Here is a 20,346-nt window from a genome sequence, read left to right as displayed (position 1 = left end):
GCGCCTGATCTAGAAATTCCCCAACGAAGTTCGACAAGCGGAGCAGTCCATGCGCGCCCACCAAATCATGACCCGGTCGGTCATCTCGGTTACCCCCGACACCAGCATCGTCGAAGCCGCGAACATCATGTTGAAGCGTCACGTCAGCGGCCTCACCGTCGTCGACGACGGCGGCAAGCTGGTCGGGGTGGTCTCGGAAGGCGACTTCATCCGCCGCAGCGAAATCGGCACTGGCCGCAAGCGCGGCCGTTGGCTGCGGTTCATCCTCGGCGCCGGCAAATCGGCCGGCGATTTCGTCCACGAGCATGGCCGCAAGGTCGCGGAGGTCATGACCACCTCACCCGTCACCATCACCGAGGATACCGCGCTCGCGGAGATCGTCGACCTCATGGAGCGGAACAACGTGAAGCGCCTGCCGGTTGTTCGCGGCGACAAGGTCGTCGGCATCGTGTCGCGCGCCAATCTTCTGCAGGCGGTGGCGGGCCTTGCCCGCGAAGTGCCGGATCCGACGGCCGACGACGATCACATCCGCGGCCGCATCATCGATGCCATGGAGAAATACGACTGGTGCCCGTTCGGGCTGAACGTCATCGTGCGCGACGGCATCGTTCACTTGAGCGGCGTCATCACCGAGGAACGCTCCCGGCAAGCGGCGATCGTTGCGGCGGAAAACGTTGAAGGTGTCAAGAAGGTGCACGACCATCTGTGCTGGGTCGACACCATGTCAGGCGTCTATCTGAACTCGCCCGAGGACGATGATCTCGCCAAGGCGAGCTGAGACGGGAATCGCGACTCAACGAGGAATGACGGCGGTGGCCTCGATCTCGACGCGTGCCGCCTGCTCCACGAGGCGCACGACCTGGACCAGCGCCATCGCCGGATAATGTGCGCCGAAGGTCGCGCGGTAGATCTTGCCGAGCTCCTTCAGATTCGTCAGATACTCCTCCATGTCGACGACGTACCAGGTCAGACGAACCAGATGCTCGGGCCGCGCGCCGGCCTCTGCCAAAATCTCGGCAATGTTGCTCAGGGTCTGGCGCACCTGCGCGACGAAGCCGTCGGCGAGACGCTCCTGGGCATCCCAGCCGATCACACCGCCCGTGACGACGATGCGCCCCTCGGCGGCCATGCCGTTGGCATAGCCCTTCGGCACCGGCCAGCCGGATGGCTGAAGCACCTGCGCCCTGGGACCGGCGTCGTCCTCGGCGGCGGTGGGTAGCACAGCAAGCTGGGGGCCTTTCGGCGTTGTCACGGACAATTCTCGATCCTCATCTCATTCGGCCGCGACGCCCGAGGACGTCGCAGCCGCCTGCGCCAATTGCCGCAAGGCAAAGCGCTTCAATTTTCCGGTCTCGGTCTTCGGCAACTGCGTCACGAACTCGATCGCGCGCGGATATTTGTAGGGCGCGATCTCGCGTTTGACATGCTCCTGCAATTCGGCTGCGAGCCTGGCATCCGGCGTCACGCCGGGCGCGGCAACGACATAGGCTTTCACGATCATCCCGCGCGCCTCGTCCGGCGCACCGACGACGCCGCACTCGGCGACCGCAGGGTGCGTGAGCAACGCTGCTTCCACGTCCGTGCCCGCGATATTGTACCCGGATGACACGATCATGTCGTCGGAGCGCGACTGGTACCAGAAGTAACCGTCGCTATCCATCAGATAGGTGTCGCCGGTGATATTCCAGCCGTTCTGGACGTATTTTCGCTGACGCTCGTCGGCGAGATAGCGGCAACCGGTCGGCCCGCGCACCGCGAGCTTTCCCATCGTGCCTGCCGGCACGTCGTTGCCGTCGTCATCGACGATTTTAGCCTCATAGCCGGGAACGGGCTTACCCGTCGCACCAGGGCGAATCTCGTCTTCGGTCGCACTGATGAAAATGTGCAGCAACTCGGTCGAACCGATCCCGTCCATCAGCTTGATGCCGGTGGCCTTCAGCCAGGCATCGAACGTCGGCTTGGGCAGCGTCTCGCCCGCGGAGACGCACTTTCGCAGTGAGGATATGTCACGGCCGGGCAGCTTGCCGATCATGGCGCGGTACGCCGTCGGCGCCGTGAAGCAAACCGTGGTCTTGTACCGCTCGATCGCCGTCAGGATGTCGTCGGGCGTCGTCTTCTCCAGGACGACGAAGGAAGCGCCGATATGCATCGGGAACAGAACGCCGCCGAAGCCGAAGGTGAAGGCGAGCGGCGCGGAACCGACGAAGCGATCTTTCTGCTCGGCCCGCAGGATGTTGCGCGCATAGCCGTCGCAAACCGCCAGCATGTCCCGATGGAAATGCATGGTGCCCTTCGGATCGCCTGTTGTGCCCGAGGTGAAGGCAATCAAGCAGATGTCGTCGGAGGCGGTATCGACTGCCGTAAACTCGGGGCTCGCGTCCGCAATCAGCGCCTCGAGCGAGTCGGGCGTCCCATTGCCCCAATAGACCACGTGCTTGAGACCGGGGGCGACGAGCCTTGCCTTCTCCATCTCGTCGGAGAGTTTGCCGTCGCAGAGCGCGAGCCCAATTTCCGCCTTCTGGATCGGATAGGATAGCTCCTTGGCGCGCAGCAACGGCATCGTCGCCACACAGATGCCGCCGGCCTTGATCACCGCGAGATAGGTCGCGACCATCATCGGGCTGTTGGCCGAACGCAGCATCACGCGGCCGCCGGTCACAAGTCCGAGCTTGCTCACCAACACATTGGCGATGCGGTTCACCAGCGCTTGCAGTTCGCGATAGGAATAGCTGACGGCAGGACTGATGACGCAAGGCGCATCGCCGTGCCCCTGCTCGACCCACCGGTCGAGGAAATAGCTGACGCAATTCAGTCGCGCCGGATAGCGCAGCTCCGGCCGCGTGAAAATGAACTCCGGCCACAGATCCGGCGGCGGCAGATGCTGCCGACCGAACGTATCGACATGGGCGGTCGCAGCGTTTGCGTCATGCGAGCCCGAGACTTGAACCTTGGCGGCGTTGGCCATCGCACGCTCCTTTGCGCATGGAAAGCACCCGGCAGCACTCACTGGAAAACATTTTAGGCTTAAAACAATTTGGCGCAATAGCCGATTTTGGCATCCCAAGCATTTTCCTGCGGCAAAAGGGCTTGGCGGCTGGCCCGCCGATGGGCTTAGGGCCGGCGACGCGCGGCCGATTTCTGCGCCGACGCCTTGGTCTTGGCCAGCAATCGCATCAGTTCGCGCACATCCTTGGGCGTCAGATCGGCGAAGAGATCGGCAATCCAGGTCTCGTGTTCAGCGGCCATCCTGCGAAACTCGGCACGACCGAGTTTCGTGAGACGGATCACCTGGACACGGCGATCGGTTTCCGAGGTGCGGCGGTCGAGATGGCCGGATTCCACGAGGCGCTCGACGAGGCCGGTGACGTTGCCGTTGGACACCATCATGCGCTTGGAGACATCGGACAGCGTCATGCCGTCGGGCGCCTTGTCGAGCTGCGCCATCAGGTCGAAACGTGGCAGCGTGACATCGAAGCGCTCCCGCAGTCGGCCGCGGACCTCGCCCTCGATCAGGGTCGTGCAGGTGAGCAGGCGCAACCACAACCGAAGCTCATCGGCATGGTCCTCCGGCGTTTCGACGGCCTTGGTCTCGGAATCGAGCATCTCGATGCAGTCACTCACGGCCGGCATTGGCGCCGGCTCGGATTCCCCAACGTTTTGAGCTTCAAATAAATCGACGCCGGCCGCAAGCCCAAAGCTGCAACAATCGACCGCACGGCAGTTTCTTTAGGCTTCAAATAATTGGCGCGCCGCTTGCATGCGCCGCTGCCTGCAAGATGGCGGCGCCCTGAGCTTGGCTTGCCGCGAGCGCCGTCATCGGCATAAGCTTGGATTGGAGTACCGGGCCTGCAATGCGAGCCCTGATGTCACGGGGGGATCAATCATGAAGACGCAACTGACCTTGGCCGCAGCCACACTTCTTCTCGGCACCGCGATGAGCCCTGCCCTCGCGCAGGAGAAGCTCAAGCTTGGCCTGATCGTGACTCTGTCAGGACCAGCGGCCGCACTCGGCCAGCAGGTTCGCGACGGCTTTGCCCTCGCGGTGAAAGATCTCGGCAGCAAGATGGGTGGGCGCGATGTCGAGGTCGTCGTGGTCGACGACGAATTGAAGCCCGACGCGGCGGTAACTAAGGTCAAGGGCCTGCTCGAGCGCGACAAGGTCGACTTCGTGGTCGGTCCGATCTTCTCCAACGTCCTTCAGGCGATCCACCGGCCGGTCACGGAGGCCAAGGTATTCCTGATCAGCCCGAATGCCGGGCCTTCGACGTTTGCCGGCAAGGATTGCAGCCCGTTCTTCTATGTGACGTCCTATCAGAACGATCAGGTGCACGAGATCCTCGGCAAGGTCGCGCAGGATCGCGGCTACAAGCGGATGTATCTCATGGTGCCGAACTATCAGGCCGGCAAGGACTCGGTCGCCGGCTTCAAGCTCGACTACAAGGGCGAGATCGTCGAAGAGTCCTACATGCCGCTCAACACGCTGGACTTCCAGCCGGAGCTATCCAAGATTGCGTCGCAGAAGCCCGATGCCCTCTTCACGTTCATGCCGGGCGGCCTCGGCGTCAACCTGGTCAAGCAGTACAAGCAGGCTGGTCTCGCCGACAGCATTCCGGTGCTCTCGGCTTTCACGGTCGATGAATCAACCCTGCCGGCGCAGCAGGACGCGGCCGTTGGCATGTTCGGCGGCGCGAACTGGGCGCCCAATCTGGACAATCCCCAGAGCAAGAAATTTGTTGCCGCCTATGAGGCCGCCTATAACGGCGTGCCCGGGACCTATGCGATGCAGGCGTATGACGCCGCGATGCTGATCGACAGCGCCGTCAAGAGCGTGAAGGGCGATCTCTCCAACAAGGACGCTGTTTCGGCGGCCCTGAGGAAAGCGGACTTCACGTCGCTCCGTGGTTCGTTCAAGTTCAACATCAATGGCTATCCGATCCAGGACTTCTATCTGACCAAGGTCGCAAAGCGCCCGGATGGCAAATTCCAGACCGAGATCGTTCAAAAAGTTTTCGAGAACTACGGCGACCGCTATGCCAAGGAATGCAAGGCGAACTAACACTGCGCGTCGCGTTATGGGAGGACTGCAATGAAGAGCGAAATCACCGGCATCACGCGGGCTAACGAAGGCATCCAGGGCATTTCCTGGAACATCCTCGGCCAGACTTATGTGCCGAAGAGCAACACCGAGAACAGTTTCTCCTGGCACGCCACGCTGCCTCCGGGCACGTTCGTGCCGCCGCATATCCATCCCGACCAGGACGAATATCTCTACATGCTGGAGGGCAAGCTCGACTTCGTGCTCGGCAATTCGGAAGCGCAGGCGACGCCCGGCGATCTGATCCGGCTCGGCATGGGTGTGCCGCACGGCATCTTCAACAAATCGGACCAGACCGCAAAGGTGCTGTTCTGGGTGTCACCGACCAAAAAACTGTTCGACCTGTTCTGGGGCCTTCACAACATGAAGGAGCAGAAGCCGGAGGACGTCGTGGCGATGGCCGCCGAGTTCAACATCCACTTCCTGCCGCCGCCGCCCGGCGCCGGCTAGCGGCCGCTTTACGCGCGCACTGCCGCAAGTCCCGGGACCGCGGCGAATCCGGCCTTGGTAGCGTAGCCGCGTACGATCGCCTCCCGCTGGGAATAGCTCAGCACATTCTCGATATTGTCGAAGCCGTCGGGCGCGAGCTGCTCGACGGCGTCGATGACGCCCTCGGGGCCACCTCGCCTGTTGGAGCGGACAATGTCCGCGGTCATCGGCAAGCGCTTCTTCTCGTATTCCATCAAGGCCTGCCGCGGATGCTCGGCGCGCACCAGCGCGTCGGCGAGGCAGCGCGCATCGAGGATCGCCTGCGAGGCACCGTTCGAGCCGACCGGATACATGGGATGGGCGGCATCGCCGAGCAGGGTGACGCGTCCCGACGACCAATAGGGCAAGGGATCGCGGTCGCAGGTCGGGTATTCGTAGAACTCGGGCGTCGCCGAGATGAGGCTCCTCACATCGACATAGGGCACCGAGAAGCGCGCGACATGCGGCATCAGTTCCTCGCGCCGGCCCGGCCGCGACCAGTCTTCCTTCCGCGGCGGCGGCGCATTGCCCTCGCCCACCTTCACCAGCACCGCCCAATTGGTGAGACGGCTCGCCTGGCTCGATCCCTCCGCGATCGGATAGATCACCACCTTGGCGTTGAGGCCACCGGCGACGATCATCGACCTACCCGTGAGAAACAGCGGCCAGTCGCGCGCACCGCGCCACAGCATCAAGCCGTTCCAGCACGGCGGCCCTTCGTTCGGGAACAGCGTGTCACGGACGCGCGAGTGGATGCCGTCGGCCCCGATCAGGATATCGCCGCGCGCCGTGTGGATGTGCGCCCCGGCGCGATCGAAGAAGTAAGCGGTGACGCCACCCTCGTCCTGCGTGAATGCGCCAAGTCGGCAGCCGGTGTGGATCGCCTCCATTCCAAGCCGCTCCTCGACGGCGCGATGGATAACACCCTGGAGGCGGCCACGATGGATCGAGAATTGCGGGACATCATGGCCTGCGTCCACGCCGCGCGCTTCGCGCCAGACCTCCTGGCCATGGCGGTTGAGGTAGTAGAGCTGGTCAGTGCGGATTGCGACGTCGTCAAGCTTTTGCAGCAGGCCAAGGCTGGCGAGCTCGCGCATGGCGTGCGGCAGCGTGTTGATACCGACGCCGAGTTCGCGGATCGTATCGGACTGCTCGAAGATCTCACAGCCGATGCCGCGGGCCCGCAGCATCAAGGCGGTGGTGAGACCACCGATACCGCCGCCGACGATAATCGCCTTCATCGCCCTCAACTCCACTCAAAACACGCCAGGCAACGGGGTTAACGTCGCACGGGCGGTCACTCGGCCGCAAGCGGCTTTGTCGCCTCCGCCTTGAGCTCCGCCCGGGTCTTGGGCTTAGCCTTAATTCTCAGCTCTTCGAGATCCTGCCGATCACGCACGCTGTTGCGGAAGATCTGGTCCTTTCCCGGCAAATATTGGGGTGGGCAGAATGCGTCGTCCGCTCCGTACCAGGCCGCCGCCTTCATGGTGAAGAAAGGGTCGACCAGATGCGGCCGTCCGAGTGCGACGAGGTCGGCCCGGCCCGCGGCCAAAATGGTGTTGGCCTGGTCCGCGGTCGTGATATTGCCGACGCACATGGTCGCCACCCGCGCCTCGTTGCGGACCTGGTCGGAAAATGGCGTCTGGAACATGCGGCCATAGACCGGCTGCCCATCGCGGACCGTCTGCCCGGTCGAGACGTCGACGAGATCGACGCCAGCCTCGGCAAAGGCGCGCGCGATGGCAACCGCATCGTCACCGGTGACGCCACCGTCAGCCCAGTCGGTCGCGGAAATGCGCACCGACATCGGCTTGTGCTTCGGCCACACCGCCCGCAGCGCCTCGAAAATCTCGATCGGAAAGCGCAGCCGGTTTTCGAGCGAGCCGCCATATTCGTCGGTACGCGTGTTCGTCAGCGGCGAAATGAAGCTGGCGAGCAGATAGCCGTGGGCGCAGTGCAGCTCGAGCATGTCGAAACCGCAGCGCTCGCCGCGTTCGGCTGCCGCGACGAACGAATCTCTCACCGTATTCATGCCGGCGCGATCGAGCTCGCGCGGCACTTGGCTGTCGGGGAAATAGGGCAGCGGCGACGCCGAGACCACATCCCAGCCGCCTTCGTCCAGCGGACGATCGATTCCATCCCACATCAGCTTGGTCGCGCCCTTGCGGCCGGCATGCCCGAGTTGCAGGCAGATCCTTGCAGCCGAGTTGCCGTGGACGAAATCAACAATGCGGCGCCAGGCAGTTTCCTGCTCGTCATTCCACAGGCCGGCGCAGCCGGGCGTGATCCGGGCCTCGCGGCTGACGCAGGTCATCTCGGTAAAGATCAGGCCGGCGCCGCCGATCGCGCGCGAGCCGTAGTGCACGAGGTGGAAATCACCAGGAACGCCCTCTTTCGCCGAGTACATGCACATCGGCGACATCACGGCACGGTTCGGGACCTCCATCTCGCGAAGCCGGAATGGCTGGAATAGCGGCACAATCGGCTCGTCGGTGCTGACGTCGAAGCCGTTGCTGCGCACTTGCCTCGCGAATGATTTCTCGACCTCGGCGACGAAATCGGGCGCACGAAGCTTCAGATTGTCATAGGTGATCGCCTTCGAGCGCGTCATCACGCCGAAGGCAAATTGCACGGGATCGAAATCCCAGAAGCGGTCGACGTGCTCGAACCAGACCAGCGAGACGTCGGCGGCGTGCTGGGTCTTCTCGACCTCCTCGCGGCGGCCGTGCTCGTAGACATCCAGCGCGGCCTTGATGTCGGGCGCCTTCGCCATCGCCTCGGCCAGCGCGATCGCGTCCTCCATCGCAAGCTTGGTGCCGGAGCCGATCGAGAAGTGCGCGCTCGCCTTGGCATCGCCGAGCAACACCATGTTGCCCTTCACCCAGCGCTTGCTGCGGATCATCGGGAAATTGCGCCACATCGAGCGGTTGGTGAGCAGCTTGTGCCCATCGAGGAACCAGCCGAAGATCTCGGCCATCCTCGCCGCGGACTGGGTCTCGTTCAGTCCCGTCAGCCCGGCCCGCTCGAACGTCTCCGGATCGGTCTCGAAGATCCAGGTCGAGTGGCCCGCCTCATATTGGTAGGCATGGGCGATGAAGGGTCCCCACTCCGTTTCCTGGAAGATGAAGGTGAAAGCATCGAGCGGCCTGGTCGATCCCATCCACGCGAACTTGTTGGCGCGGAGGTCGACTTCCGGTTGGAAGTGCTCAGCGTATTTCTCGCGAAAACGGCTGTTGACGCCGTCGGCGAGCAGGATGAGGTCGGCATCGGCAAAGCGAGACTCGTCGTCGATATCCACTTCGAATTGCAGGACAACACCGAGCTCGCGCGCCCGCTCTTGGAGGATCAGAAGCAGCTTCTGCCGCGAGCAGCCGCAAAAGCCGTTGCCGCCGACCCTGTGCACCGTGCCGCGAAAATGCACGGCGATATCATCCCAATAGGCAAACTCCTGGGTGATGCGGCGGTAGCTCGGAAGATCGTGCTTTTCGAAATTGTCGAGCGTGGCATCCGAGAACACAACGCCGAAGCCAAAGGTGTCGTCGGCGCGATTGCGCTCGTACACGGTGATATCGGCGCTCGGGCGCTGCTTCTTGAGCAGGATCGCTGCGTAGAGACCCGCAGGTCCACCACCGATGATCGCGACTTTCATGGGAGCCTCGCCAATTCACCCCGGCCATGAAAACTATTTTAAGCCTAAAATAATTTTGCGCAAGTCCCCGTCCCGGGCCTCCCAACGGGAAAGGCCGCTCAATCGCCCCTGAAGACGGGCTTGACCTTGTTGGCAAAGGCCTCGTAGGCGCGCTCGAAATCGGCCGTCGTCATGCACAGGGCCTGGGCAACGGCCTCCGCTTCGATCGCTTCCTCCACCGACATCGCCCATTCCATCGCCAGCATCCGCTTGGTCATGGTGTTGCCGAAGGTCGGCCCTTCCGAGACCTGCTTGGCCAGCAATTGCGCCTGGGCCAGCACCTGCTCCGGCGTGACGATACGGCTGAAAAAGCCCCAGCGCTCGCCCTCTTCCGCGGTCATGAATCGGCCCGTGTAAAGAAGCTCGGAAGCGCGGGACTGGCCGATGATCCGCGGCAGGATCGCGCAGGCGCCCATGTCGCAACCGGCAAGCCCCACCTTGTTGAACAGGAACGCCACCTTGGCGCCGCTTGCGGCAAGCCGCATGTCGGACGCCATAGCGATGATCGCACCGGCACCGGCGCAGATGCCCTCGACCGCCGCCACGATCGGCTGCGGGCAGGCCCGCATCGCCTTGACGAGATCACCGGTCATCCGGGTGAATGCGGTCAGCCCCTTGGTGTCCATTTTCACCAGCGGGCCGATGATCTCGAATACGTCCCCGCCAGAGGAGAAATTACCGCCGGCACCGGTGACGACGATCGACTTGACCGCATCGTCGAACGCGCAGGCGCGAAAGAAATCGGTCAGTTCCCGATAGCTCTCGAACGTCAGCGGATTCTTCCGTTCCGGACGGTTGAGCGTCACGGTGGCGACGCCGTCGACCACCGCCAGCAAGAAGTGCTGCGGCGAATAGTCCGAGAGCGGCAAGGTGACGGGATTGGCTGGTCTGCTCATGCGATCTCCTTCGCTTTCTTGTTCCGCGCCCGCTCACGCACGCTAGATCTCGCCGCCGGCGACGGCAATCGCCTGACCCGTGATTGCGCTCGCATCCGTGCTGCACAGCCAAAGCACGGCATTCGCCACTTCCTGTGGCGTGATCAGGCGCCCCTGCGGATTGTGCCTGGCAAGTTCGGCGATCGCCTGCTCGCGGGTGCGCCCGGTCTTCCTCATGATGTTGTCGATGCTGCCGGCGACCAGATCCGTGTCGGTGAAGCCGGGACACACCGCATTCACCGTGACGTTGCTGCTGGCCAATTCAAGCGCGAGCGAGCGCACGAGACCGACCACGGCGTGCTTGGCCGCCGTGTACGCACTGACATAGGCATAACCCTTGAGCCCGGCTGTGGATGCAATCGCGACGATGCGCCCGTAAGGGCGGTCCTTCATCCCCGGCAACACGGCGCTGATGGCATGGACAACGCCCATGAAATTGACGTCCATCATGCGCGTAAACAGGGCACTGTCCGATTTCCCAAACGGCGCGGATTCGGCGCTGCCGGCGTTGGCGATCAGGATATCGATCGGCTTTCGCGCATGCGCTGCGGCGATGGCTGCCCTCAGGGCAGCTTCGTCCGAGACGTCGGCAACGGCGGCATGGTGCGCGGCACCCGCTTTGATCGCATCTTCGAGGGTAGCCGCATTCCGGCCGAGCACTGTCACGGCGGCGCCAGCGCCGACAAGAGCCGCCGCAATCGCACGGCCGATGCCGCGGCCGCCACCTGTTACCAGCGCGTGCGGCGAATGCGGCAATCCGGACATGCGCTTGCTCCCTGCGCTCGATGATCGTTCTTCCGATATATTTTAACCTTCAAATTTTTGCAACGAAAGCGCGGATCCACGCCGCGAACGGATTCCGCGGGAGACCGGCCCGAAAATTGCTTTAAGTATAAAATTATCTCTTCCCATCCCACACAAGCCTGTTAGCATCGCCGGGCAAGAAAGAGGATGCCGCGTGTCGCAGCCTGCACCAATGACAACGAGGGATGGACGCTTCGCCTACGAAGCCGCGGGCGATCCAGACGCGATACCTCTGATTTTCCTGCACGGCATCGGCGGCGCGGCGCGGGCCTGGCGACAGCAGCTTGCTACATTCGGCAATCGTTTTCGCGCGATCGCATGGGACATGCCGGGCTACGGCGGATCGGCGCCGCTCGCCGACGTCAGCATCGCTGCCCTGGCCGATGCCCTCCAGCAATTCATCCAGCAGATTGGCGCGACAAATCCCATTCTGGTCGGCCATTCGATCGGCGGCATGATCGTCCAGAAATGGCTGGTGCAATCGCAGAAACTGGCACGTGCGGTCGTTCTGGCACAGACCAGCCCCGCCTTCGGAAAGGCCGACGGCGACTGGCAGAAATCGTTCATCGCCGCGCGGCTGGGTCCGCTCGACCGTGGAGAGACCATGAAGTCTCTGGCACCGTCTCTGGTGAATGAGCTCGTTGGCGACGATCCCGATCCCAAGGGAATTGAGCTGGCGCGCGAGTGCATGGCAAGCGTGCCTGAAGCAACCTATCGCGCCATGATGCTGGCATTGATCGGCTTCGATCAGCGCAGCACGCTCAAGGACATATCGGTCCCAACGCTGCTGGTGTCCGGCTCCAAGGACAACAATGCCCCTGCGCCGATGATGGCAAAGACCGCGACCTACATTCCTGCGGCCAAATATGTCGAACTCTCCGGCGTCGGCCATCTCGCCAACCTCGAACGGCCTGACGCCTTCGACAAGGCCCTCGGCGGCTTCGTCGATTCTATTGCCGCAAAACACGGGTGACTGCGCAATGACCATGCAAGTCAGCAAGACGATCGGCACGAGCGACAGGGTCGCGCTGGATGCGCCGATCTTCGATCCAGTGGCGTTCCGCCTGAACGACGAACAGGCCGAGATCATCGCGCGGGCACGCGAGATCGGCCAGAGCGTATTCGCTGGCCGCGCCGCGAAATACGATCGCGAGGCGATCTTCCCGACCGAGAATTATCGCGACCTGCACCGCGTCGGCCTGCTCGGCATCGCCGTACCCAAGAAGCACGGCGGGCTAGGTGCCAACTACCAGACCTACGCACTGGCAGCTGCGGAGATCGGCCGCTATTGCGGAGCAACGGCGCTCACCTGGAACATGCATGTCTGCTCGACGCTGTGGTCGGGGCCTCTGGCCGATGACCTCGACATGGATGCGCAGACCCGCGCCGAACACGAAAAGCGGCGGGCCGTCCACTACAAGCGCATCGTCGAAGACGGCGCGATCTACTCGCAACCCTTCTCCGAGGGCGGCGCCGCAGCCGCGGGCGGTGTTGCCTTCGGCACGGAAGCCAAGCCGGTCGAAGGCGGCTGGATCGTCAACGGCAAGAAGATCTTTGCGTCGCTCTCCGGCCATGCCGACTATTACGGCGTACTCTGCACCGAGATCGAGGAAGGCGAGAAAGCCTCGCGCCGCAATACGCTCTACCTGGCGATATCAGCGAAATCGCGCGGCGTTTCCGTCGTCGGCGACTGGGATCCACTTGGCATGCGCGGCACCGTCTCGAGAACGCTGCTGTTCAAGGATGTGTTCGTGCCAGACGATTCCGCGCTGATGCCGCGCGGTGTCTATTTCCAGGCCGCGATGCGCTGGCCGCACATGTTCCTGACGCTGTCTCCGACCTATATGGGCCTTGCGCAAGCCGCTTATGATTTCACAGTGCGTTATCTGCGTGGCGAGGTCCCAGGCATGCCGCCGGTCAAGCGCCGGATGTACCCGACCAAGCAGATCGCGGTCGCGCAAATGCAGGTCAAGCTGGAGCAGATCAAGGGGATCTGGTTCCAGGCCGTTACAGAAGCCCGGGCCAATCCGAGCAAGGAGCAAGTGCTGCGCGCCTACGCCGCACAATATTCGGTCATGGAAGGTGCCAACGAGCTCGCGGCACTCGCGATCCGTACCTGCGGCGGTCAGGCCATGCTGCGGTCACTTCCGCTGGAGCGCATCTATCGCGACAGCCGCTGCGGCTCGCTGATGCTGCCCTGGACGGCCGAGCTCTGCCTCGACCGAATCGGCCGCGAAGCGCTTTACGAGGCCGGCGAAACGGACGACTGACGGTGGATCTCTGTAGTCTGATCGATCGCAACGCGGCGTTTGCGCCAGAGAAGACAGCCATTGCCTTTGAAGGCGGACGGCTGAGTTACGCGGCGCTTGCCGATCGCATCGAACGGACTGCGACAGCCCTGAAGCATGAGTGCGGTGTCGGACGCGGCGACCGCGTCGCGATCCTGAGCCTGAACCGGCCCGACTATCTGGTTCTGCTCTACGCATGTGCGCGGCTCGGCGCGATGCTGGTACCCCTGAACTGGCGGCTGGCGATCGCCGAGCAGCTCTTCATCCTCACCGATGCCGGCGCCAAGGTGCTGGTGCTCGAGCAGGCGTTTGAGGGCGTTCTCTCCGAACTCGCGCCGGGGACTGCGGTCATTGGCCTCGATTTCTCGCCACCGCGCGGCACGACCCTCGAAAGCCTGCTGGCACGAAGGGGAAGTAGCGGGCGCAACCCGCACACCGATCTCTCCTGCCCGCTTCTGATCGTCTACACGTCAGGGACAACCGGACGGCCGAAGGGCGCGGTGCTGCGGCAGGAGGCGCTGTTCTGGAACGGCGTGATGAGCCAGCACATGCACAACATGACGTCGGACGATCATATCCTCACGGTGCTACCGTTCTTCCATGTTGGCGGTCTCAATATTCAGACGACCGCGGCGCTCCAGCTTGGTGCGACCGTCACAATCCACGCCCGCTTCACCCCGGACACCGCGCTCGCCGCGATCGAACGAGAACAGCCGACCTTGACGGTCATGGTGCCCGCAATCATTCAGGCCGTCAGCGAGCACCCGGCTTGGGCGACAACGGATCTCTCCTCGCTGAAAGCCGTCGCCACCGGCTCGACCATCGTGCCAGCGCACCTGATCGATCGCTTCGTCGCGCGCGGTGTGCCGGTGCTCCAGGTCTATGGCTCGACGGAAACCTGCCCCATCGCGGTCTATACCCGCCTCGGCGGGGACCTGTCGCGAGCGGGATCGACCGGACTGGCAGGCTTGTGCTGCGAAGCGAAGGTGATCGATCAGGCCGGCAACGAGGTGCCCGCGGGCACACCCGGCGAGATTGCGGTGCGCGGGCCCAACGTGTTCTTCGAATATTGGGGCAATGCGGACGCCACGCGCGATGCGCTGCACGACGGCTGGTATCGTACCGGCGATATCGGCCTGTGCGATGCCGATGGCTATTTCTGGGTCCGCGACCGCAAGAAGAACATGATCATTTCCGGCGGCGAGAACGTCTATCCCGCCGAAGTCGAACGGGTGCTGCTCGAGCATCCCGATGTCAGCGAATGCGCCGTGATCGGAAGGCCGGACCCGCGCTGGGACGAGGTGCCCATCGCCTACGTCATCCGGCGATCCGGCTGCCGTCTCGAAGCGGACGAACTGAGAGCGCACGTTCAAGCCCAGCTTGCGCGCTACAAGGTTCCACGCGACATCGTCTTCGTCGCCGACATGCCGCGCACAGCGCTTGGCAAGGTTCAGCATTTTCTGCTGAAGCAGCTTGATGCGCAGTCGCGCACGTAAGGAGAAGCATCTTGAAGATTGCGGTTCTGGGCGGGGGAAACGGCTCTTACGCGGCCGCGGGCGATTTTGCGCTGTCGCGGCACGAGGTTCGACTGTGGCGCCGGGACGCGAAACAGGTCGACGCACATCGTGCCGTCGGCTCGCGCATCCTGCTGAAGGACCACAATGGCCGTCACGACGTAAAGCTGGCGCTGGTAACGACCGATATCGCCGAGGCGGTCAGCGAGGTTGAACTGATCCTCTGCCCTGCTCCCGCTTTCGCGCAGGAGGACATCGCACGTTTACTCGCCCCGCATCTGCGTGATGGCCAGGTGGTCTTCCTGCCACCTGCGACATTCGGCTCAATGATCTTCGCGCAGGCCGCGAGAGACGCCGGGAACCGTGCCAAAGCGAGCTTTGCCGAGACTGGCACGCTGCCCTGGCTCACCCGCAAGCACGGACCGTTCGAGGTCGCCATCACCATCCGCGCCAAGCGGCTGCCGGTCGGCGTGTTCCCGCTCAACCAGGCGCCACACGCGCTCGAGGTAATTGGACGCGCCTTTCCTGATGTGATCGAGCCCTGCGGTGACGCGCTGTCTGGCGCGCTGATGAATGCGGGCTGCATCATTCATCCGCCGCTGATCGTGATGAACGCGGGCCCGATCGAGCATTTCGAGCGATGGGACATTCACAAGGAAGGAACGCAGGCCGCTATCCGGCGCGTGACCGACGCCCTCGATGCCGAGCGGATCGCCGTGCGCGAGGCGCTAGGCTATGGCGCGCCGCACTTTCCACTTGCGCACCACTACGCGAAGGAAGGCGAGATTTGGATGTATGGCCGCGGTTCGCATGACCGCCTGACGGACTCCGGCGACTGGCGCGAACGGATCGTGCTGACCGAGCACCGCTACATGCGTGAGGATCTGCGGCTCGGATTGTCGCTGCTGGTGTCTGCGGCTGAACTGGCTGGCGTCGCTACGCCGCTCGCCAAGGCATTCCTCGCCATCGGCGGCGCAATCTGCGGCGAGGACTTTACGCAAGGCGGCCGGACGTTGGAGACGCTGGGGCTTGGCAAGCTTCACAAGGCCGAATTGCAGACACTGCTTCGCGAAGGGTTTTGACTGATGAGCAGTCGCACCAACATTGCCTGCCTCGGGGCCGGTCGCATGGGCCGGGGGATCGCGGTCGCGTTCGCCTATGCGGGACACACGGTCACGATGATCGACATCAAGGCGCGTTCAGCGGAGGATTTCGCCCAGCTCGGAGCGGATGCACTCAGCGAGGTCAGGAAGACCTTTGCCAGCCTCGCGAAGCTCGGGTTGCTGACCGCGGCGGACGTTGATCCGCTGATCGCGCGGGTTTCAGTGGTGCAGGCGAGCCAAAGCGGCGCCGCGCTGTCCAAAGCCGGAATGGTTTTCGAAGGCGTACCCGAGGTCGTCGAGCTTAAGCGCGAGGTGCTGGGGGCAGCTTCAAGGCAGGTCGCCCCAGATACGATCATCGCATCGACCACGTCGACTATCCTCGTCGACGATCTCTCCGGAGCAATCGAAAATCCGCGGCGCTTCCTCAACGTGCACTGGCTCAACCCGGCATATCTGATCCCGCTGGTAGAGGTGTCGCCCGGCAAAGCCACCGACCCCACCATCATCGACGAGGTCAAGGCGTTGCTCGAAGGCATCGGCAAGGTCCCCGTGGTCTGCGCGGCGACTCCCGGCTTCATTGTCCCGCGCATCCAGGCGCTGGCGATGAACGAGGCCGCGCGCATGGTCGAAGAAGGCGTCGCCAGCGCCGAGGAGATCGACAAGGCGATCCGCTACGGTTTCGGCTTCCGCTATGCCGTGCTCGGACTGCTGGAATTCATCGACTGGGGCGGCGGCGACATTCTGTATTACGCCAGCCGGTATCTGGAGGGCGCACTGGGAAGCGACCGCTATCGGGCGCCAGAGGTCATCTCGCGCAACATGCATGAAGGCCGGATCGGCCTGCGCACAGGCGCCGGGTTCCTCGACTACTCAGGCATGGACGTTGATGCTTACCGCGTGAAGCGGCTCCAGGCCATGGTCGACTTGCTCAGGCACTTCGACCTGGCTCGACCGCCCGTGCGCGACCGCAGCTAGCCGAATACGTCCTGGAGGACACCTTCCCGGACCACCGCGACCCCATCGAGCTGGATGGTCGTCCCCATCATCGGCAAGTCGAAATGGCCCGCCGTGTAGCGACCAGCAAACTCGTTGGCGCCGGTCGAGAACAGGAAGTTGCCGGAGACGGCACGAATCTCCGTGCCGTTGGTGTCGCGCTGGTCGTACATCGACAGCGCCTCATAGCGCGCTCCCGGGTTCATACCGAAACCGACATGCGAGACAGCATAGGCCTCCCGATCGCCCCAGGCGGCGAGGTAGGCGCGCATCATCGCGGCATCGGCACCCTCGCCATCCAGGTCGACGACGTAATCGTCCTTCAGGGTCATCTTCACCGGCGACGTCAGGTAGCGCTTGAACGTGAGGTTGATATCCCCGGGCGCCATCACCAGCGTTCCATTGATCGTTCCGCTCTTGGGAAAGCTGACGACGATGCCACCCGGCCAATGCGCCAGCGTACCGGGTTTGTCCGTCCAGCCCCAGACGCCAACCGTCGACGCTCCGATCATGTCGACGTCGAGCGCCGTCCCGGCCTTCGAGGTGACCCGCATCCGCTTGGCCCCGCGCAACATCTTGGCCGCCGCGCGAACGCGCTTCTCCAGTGCCGGATCCGGCACCATCCGCTCCAGCGCCTCGGGATGTTCATTGGAGATCACCAGGATGCGCGCGCCGGCCTTGAGAATCTCGGGCGTCTCCACCGCATGCATAAGGCCCTCGATCGTGCAATCCACCACGAAGCCTGCCTGCTGAAGTGCAGTGATGACCGGACCAACCTTCTGGATCGCCTCGCTGGCGCCCGTCGAGCGAACAGGAACGATATTCTTGTTGCGCGGAGTCGGCATGACCACGTGAAACGGCTTCGCACCCATTCGCAGGAGGGCCAGCTCCGCGAGGTGCACATTCAAAGCGCGAGATTGGGTTTCCGAGAGGATCGCCGCGGTATCGCCGGCCTTGACGGCGCAACGCTCAAAGATCTCGCAAAACGCGTCGATCCATTTTGCCTCAATGCGATCCGCCAGCATGATTCACTCCCGGTCCTCTGTTCTTGTTCGCCAAGTCACGCTTCGGGAAAGCCCCGCAAGAGAAACGATCGCACCGCACCCAACAACGCGTTGAGAATCAACCCCAGAAGCGAGATCGTGATCAGCGGCACGAACATATCGACCGCCTGGAAGGTGCGAGCCGCTGTCACGAGGGCGTGGCCCAGCCCGTCCGTCGACGTGATCATCTCGGCCAGGAACACCACGATGCAGGAAATGACAAGGCCGATCCGGCATCCAGTCAGGATCGACGGCATCGCCGCCGGCAAGACGACCTTGAACAGGATCTCGTAGCGTGGCGTACCCGCCGCCATGGCCGACCAGATCAGCTTCTGTTCGACTGTCGATGCGCCATAGTAGGTCGACAGCAATATCGGAAAGAGCGCGTCCGCCGCCACCAACGTGATCTTCGATCCATGGCCGAAGCCCAGCAACAACAGCAGCGCCGGGTAGAGCGCGACTTTCGGCAATGGCGCCAACACGCGCACGATCGGCCGAACGACGGCATTGATCGCAGAATTCGCGGCGGCCGCAATGCCGATGCTGACGCCGAAGACGACCGCGATCGCGAAGCCGGCAAAGAGCCGGACAAGGGTTGCCGCGATTTCCTGCTGAAATGTCCATGTCACGAGTTGCTGGAGCAACCGGTTGAAAACCAAGCCCGGCGGCGGCAACAAAACCGCAGACGCGAAGCCGAACGAAACAAGCGCCTGCCAGAGCGCGATGACCAACACGATCGGCGCGAGCCCAAAGATGACGCTTGCTGACAGACTACGTGGCATCATGAGAAGCTCAGCGGCAAGTCAAACTGAGGCTCCGACCAGCGCACGAGCCTTGCGCGGACGCGCTCGAAGATCGCATCGAGGCAGATGCCCATCGTGCCGACGATGATGATCATCGCGTAAACCGTATCGTATTGCCCCATGTCGAGCGCATTGAACAGAATGTTGCCGGCGCCCGACTGGCGCGCGATCATCTCGCTGGTGATCATGGTGATCAGCGCCAGCACGAGGCCGGTGCGGCACCCCGTCAGGATCTCCGGGAGCGCGGCCGGCAACACGATCCGGACCAGGCGCTGCAAGGGCGAAAGCCCCATTGCCGCGCCTGACCACAGCATCTTCTCCTCGACGGCCTTGGCGCCCTCAAAACCGTGATAGATCACCGGCAGGCTGACACCGAGGAAGATCACCAGCGTTTTGGTGATGTCACCAACGCCAAGCCAAAGCATGATGATCGGCATCAACGCTGCCTTCGGCACCGGATAGATCACCATCAACAGTGGATTGAAGAAGGCTGCGACGGCCCGGCTGCGGCCCATCAACAGACCTAGCGGAATCGAAACAAGCACGGCGATGCCAAATCCGATCGCCATACGGCGGAGCGAGGCCAGGATATTGATCAGGGATTCCTTGTCCCCGAGGATATCCGGAATTGCGCGGATCGCCTCAAACGCCGTGGGAAAGCTGTCGCTCTTCATCGCGAGCGACGCCACCTGCCAAACCGCCAGCAATCCGATGCAAGCCAACACCGGCGCTGCACGTTTCGCGATGCCCACCGACGGTGTCATGGGGGCGAACCGGCTTCATCGCTTTCGTCGAACATACGTTCGATGTCGACGACGTATTTCTGGTAGCGCGGATCGAGCAACAGCTCGTTGCGGCGTCGCGGTCGCGGCAGGTCGATATCGATGACTTCCCTGATACGACCGGGAGACTTCGACATCATGACAACCTTGTCCGAGAGAAAGACGGCTTCATCGACCGAATGGGTGACGAACAGTACCGTCTTGCGGTCGCGTTCCCATATGTTCAGGAGATCGTTCTGGAGGCGCGTCCTTGTATGAGCGTCGAGCGCACCGAACGGCTCGTCCATCAACAGGACTTCGGGATGGTAGGCAAGCGTTCGGGCCAGCGCGACGCGCTGCTTCATGCCACCCGACAGTTCCTTCGGGTAGAAGTTCTCATAACCTTTCAGGCCGACCATCTCGATCAGCGCCCGGCTCTGCGCTTCGGCTTCGGCGGCTCGTACACCTTGCTGGCGCGGCCCATACATCACATTTCCCAGCACGGTCTTCCATGGAAACAGCGCAAATTCCTGGAACACCGGTCCGCGATCCGGCCCTGGACCGTTGATCGTCTGACCTTTTATCCGCGCTGCACCGCTGGTCGGCCTGACGAAGCCACCGACGATGTAAAGCAGCGTCGACTTGCCACAGCCGGACGGACCAAGGATGGAGACGAATGCGCCCTCCTCAATCGTCAATGATATGTCCGATAGCGCCAAATGATCCTTGCGCGCCGAAGTCTGGAAGACCTGCGAGACGCGATCGATCTCGATGATCGCAGAAGCCGGCTTTTGCGACGTCACCGATCGCACCCATTCACTCGATCTCGAAGGCACTACCTTCATCCCGCC

Annotated in this window: 19 protein-coding genes; 8 read left to right on the top strand and 11 right to left on the bottom strand. The window is 63.0% G+C overall.

All coding sequences use genetic code 11. The annotated features are described in order from the left end of the window. Nucleotides 1–49 precede the first annotated feature (49 nt). Nucleotides 50–778, top strand: a complete 729-nt coding sequence (locus QY049_RS26390) for a CBS domain-containing protein (RefSeq protein ID WP_194481497.1) — start codon at nt 50–52, stop codon at nt 776–778. A gap of 15 nt (nt 779–793) precedes the next feature. Here the strand turns inward: QY049_RS26390 and QY049_RS26385 are convergent, their stop codons facing one another. The 3 genes from QY049_RS26385 to QY049_RS26375 form a co-directional block, all read right to left on the bottom strand. Next, nucleotides 794–1,252 (bottom strand): RidA family protein, encoded by a 459-nt coding sequence (locus tag QY049_RS26385; protein WP_301270125.1) that lies wholly within the window; start codon nt 1,250–1,252, stop codon nt 794–796. Nucleotides 1,253–1,273: 21 nt separating this feature from the next. After that, on the bottom strand, nt 1,274–2,965 hold the full coding sequence (locus tag QY049_RS26380; protein WP_301270124.1) for a benzoate-CoA ligase family protein: 1,692 nt from the start codon (nt 2,963–2,965) through the stop codon (nt 1,274–1,276). Nucleotides 2,966–3,111: 146 nt separating this feature from the next. After that, entirely contained in the window at nt 3,112–3,630 is a 519-nt protein-coding gene (locus QY049_RS26375; protein WP_194481492.1) for a MarR family winged helix-turn-helix transcriptional regulator, read from the bottom strand. Between the two features lie 253 nt (nt 3,631–3,883). On the opposite strand from QY049_RS26375, the gene QY049_RS26370 reads away from it, so the two are divergent. Together QY049_RS26370 and QY049_RS26365 are read left to right on the top strand one after the other, a co-directional pair. Continuing rightward, complete coding sequence (locus QY049_RS26370) at nt 3,884–5,056, top strand: ABC transporter substrate-binding protein (RefSeq protein WP_301270123.1); 1,173 nt, start codon at nt 3,884–3,886, stop codon at nt 5,054–5,056. A gap of 30 nt (nt 5,057–5,086) precedes the next feature. Continuing rightward, nucleotides 5,087–5,545 carry a cupin domain-containing protein gene (locus QY049_RS26365; protein WP_194481488.1) on the top strand — a complete coding sequence of 153 codons (459 nt, stop codon included), beginning with the start codon at nt 5,087–5,089 and terminating at the stop codon, nt 5,543–5,545. A gap of 8 nt (nt 5,546–5,553) precedes the next feature. On the opposite strand, the gene QY049_RS26360 is transcribed toward QY049_RS26365, so the two are convergent. The 4 genes from QY049_RS26360 to QY049_RS26345 all read right to left on the bottom strand — a co-directional run bounded on the left by QY049_RS26360 (nt 5,554) and on the right by QY049_RS26345 (nt 10,951). After that, a complete protein-coding gene (locus tag QY049_RS26360) occupies nt 5,554–6,804 on the bottom strand; it encodes a flavin-dependent oxidoreductase (RefSeq protein ID WP_301270122.1) in 1,251 nt (416 codons plus the stop codon). A 56-nt stretch (nt 6,805–6,860) separates the two neighbouring features. Further along, the gene (locus tag QY049_RS26355; RefSeq protein ID WP_301270121.1) at nt 6,861–9,212 is read right to left on the bottom strand and encodes a bifunctional salicylyl-CoA 5-hydroxylase/oxidoreductase; all 2,352 of its coding nucleotides are present in this window, start codon (nt 9,210–9,212) and stop codon (nt 6,861–6,863) included. Nucleotides 9,213–9,310: 98 nt separating this feature from the next. Beyond that, nucleotides 9,311–10,147, bottom strand: a complete 837-nt coding sequence (locus tag QY049_RS26350) for an enoyl-CoA hydratase family protein (RefSeq protein WP_301270120.1) — start codon at nt 10,145–10,147, stop codon at nt 9,311–9,313. 42 nt (nt 10,148–10,189) lie between these two features. Further along, nucleotides 10,190–10,951: an SDR family NAD(P)-dependent oxidoreductase gene (locus QY049_RS26345; RefSeq protein WP_301270119.1), complete on the bottom strand. Its 762-nt coding sequence runs from the start codon at nt 10,949–10,951 to the stop codon at nt 10,190–10,192. Nucleotides 10,952–11,162: 211 nt separating this feature from the next. Between QY049_RS26345 and QY049_RS26340 the strand changes: the two genes are divergently transcribed. Genes QY049_RS26340 through QY049_RS26320 form a run of 5 tightly spaced genes read left to right on the top strand, consistent with a single transcriptional unit; the run spans nt 11,163 to nt 16,870 of the window. Further along, nucleotides 11,163–11,963: an alpha/beta fold hydrolase gene (locus QY049_RS26340; protein WP_301270118.1), complete on the top strand. Its 801-nt coding sequence runs from the start codon at nt 11,163–11,165 to the stop codon at nt 11,961–11,963. A 7-nt stretch (nt 11,964–11,970) separates the two neighbouring features. Next, on the top strand, nt 11,971–13,260 hold the full coding sequence (locus tag QY049_RS26335; RefSeq protein ID WP_301270117.1) for an acyl-CoA dehydrogenase family protein: 1,290 nt from the start codon (nt 11,971–11,973) through the stop codon (nt 13,258–13,260). Nucleotides 13,261–13,262: 2 nt separating this feature from the next. Further along, nucleotides 13,263–14,774: a class I adenylate-forming enzyme family protein gene (locus QY049_RS26330; protein WP_301270116.1), complete on the top strand. Its 1,512-nt coding sequence runs from the start codon at nt 13,263–13,265 to the stop codon at nt 14,772–14,774. 11 nt (nt 14,775–14,785) lie between these two features. Then, nucleotides 14,786–15,874 (top strand): NAD/NADP-dependent octopine/nopaline dehydrogenase family protein, encoded by a 1,089-nt coding sequence (locus QY049_RS26325; RefSeq protein ID WP_301270115.1) that lies wholly within the window; start codon nt 14,786–14,788, stop codon nt 15,872–15,874. A 3-nt stretch (nt 15,875–15,877) separates the two neighbouring features. Beyond that, nucleotides 15,878–16,870, top strand: a complete 993-nt coding sequence (locus QY049_RS26320; RefSeq protein WP_301270114.1) for a 3-hydroxybutyryl-CoA dehydrogenase — start codon at nt 15,878–15,880, stop codon at nt 16,868–16,870. On the opposite strand, the gene QY049_RS26315 is transcribed toward QY049_RS26320, so the two are convergent. From QY049_RS26315 to QY049_RS26300, 4 genes are read right to left on the bottom strand one after another with little or no spacing between them, the layout of a single operon-like run. Continuing rightward, a complete protein-coding gene (locus QY049_RS26315; RefSeq protein WP_194481470.1) occupies nt 16,867–17,913 on the bottom strand; it encodes a peptidase M29 in 1,047 nt (348 codons plus the stop codon). The genes QY049_RS26320 and QY049_RS26315 overlap by 4 nt on opposite strands. 35 nt (nt 17,914–17,948) lie before the next feature. Beyond that, nucleotides 17,949–18,716, bottom strand: coding sequence for an ABC transporter permease (locus tag QY049_RS26310; protein WP_301270113.1), 768 nt, complete (start codon nt 18,714–18,716; stop codon nt 17,949–17,951). Continuing rightward, nucleotides 18,713–19,498, bottom strand: a complete 786-nt coding sequence (locus QY049_RS26305) for an ABC transporter permease (protein ID WP_301270112.1) — start codon at nt 19,496–19,498, stop codon at nt 18,713–18,715. Before QY049_RS26305 ends, QY049_RS26310 begins: the two co-directional genes overlap by 4 nt. After that, nucleotides 19,495–20,340 carry an ABC transporter ATP-binding protein gene (locus tag QY049_RS26300; RefSeq protein WP_301270111.1) on the bottom strand — a complete coding sequence of 282 codons (846 nt, stop codon included), beginning with the start codon at nt 20,338–20,340 and terminating at the stop codon, nt 19,495–19,497. Before QY049_RS26300 ends, QY049_RS26305 begins: the two co-directional genes overlap by 4 nt. Nucleotides 20,341–20,346 lie beyond the last annotated feature (6 nt).

Origin of the sequence: Bradyrhizobium sp. WYCCWR 13022 (assembly GCF_030435535.1) — a bacterium.
Lineage (GTDB): Bacteria > Pseudomonadota > Alphaproteobacteria > Rhizobiales > Xanthobacteraceae > Bradyrhizobium.
Note: the sequence above shows the minus strand (reverse complement) of the source record. Positions and strands in the feature narration are given on the sequence as shown.

Excerpts from the sequence above, each read along its gene's own strand:
- QY049_RS26390 (WP_194481497.1), top strand. The coding sequence starts at position 50 with ATGCGCGCCCACCAAATCATGACCCGGTCGGTCATCTCGGTTACCCCC.
- QY049_RS26380 (WP_301270124.1), bottom strand. The coding sequence starts at position 2,965 with ATGGCCAACGCCGCCAAGGTTCAAGTCTCGGGCTCGCATGACGCAAAC.
- QY049_RS26375 (WP_194481492.1), bottom strand. The coding sequence starts at position 3,630 with ATGCCGGCCGTGAGTGACTGCATCGAGATGCTCGATTCCGAGACCAAG.
- QY049_RS26370 (WP_301270123.1), top strand. The coding sequence starts at position 3,884 with ATGAAGACGCAACTGACCTTGGCCGCAGCCACACTTCTTCTCGGCACC.
- QY049_RS26365 (WP_194481488.1), top strand. The coding sequence starts at position 5,087 with ATGAAGAGCGAAATCACCGGCATCACGCGGGCTAACGAAGGCATCCAG.
- QY049_RS26360 (WP_301270122.1), bottom strand. The coding sequence starts at position 6,804 with ATGAAGGCGATTATCGTCGGCGGCGGTATCGGTGGTCTCACCACCGCC.
- QY049_RS26355 (WP_301270121.1), bottom strand. The coding sequence starts at position 9,212 with ATGAAAGTCGCGATCATCGGTGGTGGACCTGCGGGTCTCTACGCAGCG.
- QY049_RS26350 (WP_301270120.1), bottom strand. The coding sequence starts at position 10,147 with ATGAGCAGACCAGCCAATCCCGTCACCTTGCCGCTCTCGGACTATTCG.
- QY049_RS26345 (WP_301270119.1), bottom strand. The coding sequence starts at position 10,951 with ATGTCCGGATTGCCGCATTCGCCGCACGCGCTGGTAACAGGTGGCGGC.
- QY049_RS26340 (WP_301270118.1), top strand. The coding sequence starts at position 11,163 with ATGACAACGAGGGATGGACGCTTCGCCTACGAAGCCGCGGGCGATCCA.
- QY049_RS26335 (WP_301270117.1), top strand. The coding sequence starts at position 11,971 with ATGACCATGCAAGTCAGCAAGACGATCGGCACGAGCGACAGGGTCGCG.
- QY049_RS26320 (WP_301270114.1), top strand. The coding sequence starts at position 15,878 with ATGAGCAGTCGCACCAACATTGCCTGCCTCGGGGCCGGTCGCATGGGC.
- QY049_RS26315 (WP_194481470.1), bottom strand. The coding sequence starts at position 17,913 with ATGCTGGCGGATCGCATTGAGGCAAAATGGATCGACGCGTTTTGCGAG.
- QY049_RS26310 (WP_301270113.1), bottom strand. The coding sequence starts at position 18,716 with ATGATGCCACGTAGTCTGTCAGCAAGCGTCATCTTTGGGCTCGCGCCG.
- QY049_RS26305 (WP_301270112.1), bottom strand. The coding sequence starts at position 19,498 with ATGACACCGTCGGTGGGCATCGCGAAACGTGCAGCGCCGGTGTTGGCT.
- QY049_RS26300 (WP_301270111.1), bottom strand. The coding sequence starts at position 20,340 with ATGAAGGTAGTGCCTTCGAGATCGAGTGAATGGGTGCGATCGGTGACG.